General features: G+C 43.8%; 1 protein-coding gene. It reads left to right on the top strand.

Translation table 11 applies throughout. From position 1 onward, the window contains the following. On the top strand, nucleotides 1-370 hold a 370-nt coding region (locus AX725_RS21770; protein ID WP_156458491.1), incomplete at both ends, for a P-loop NTPase.

Below are 370 nucleotides of genomic sequence, written 5' to 3'. Positions count from 1 at the left end.
GTGGGATTGTTAGATGCCGATATTTATGGGCCGTCTGTTCCTACCATGTTTGATACGGAAGGACAAAAGCCTATCTCTGTGGAAATAGATGGCAAAAATCTGATGAAACCCATTGAAAACTATGGCGTAAAAATGCTTTCCATAGGATATTTTTCAGGAGCCAATCAGGCTGTGGTATGGAGAGGACCGATGGCGTCAAAAGCACTGAACCAAATGATCAGGGATGCAGCGTGGGGAGAACTTGATTTTTTATTAATAGACCTTCCTCCGGGAACGGGTGATATCCACCTTTCTATCATTCAGGAGGTTCCTGTTACAGGTGCTGTAATCGTTAGTACACCGCAGCATGTTGCTTTAGCAGATGTAAGAA

Source organism: Blastomonas sp. CCH9-A1 (assembly GCF_001557175.1).
GTDB classification, from domain to species: domain Bacteria; phylum Pseudomonadota; class Alphaproteobacteria; order Sphingomonadales; family Sphingomonadaceae; genus Blastomonas; species Blastomonas delafieldii_A.
This window is presented reverse-complemented; position numbering and strand designations above follow the sequence as displayed.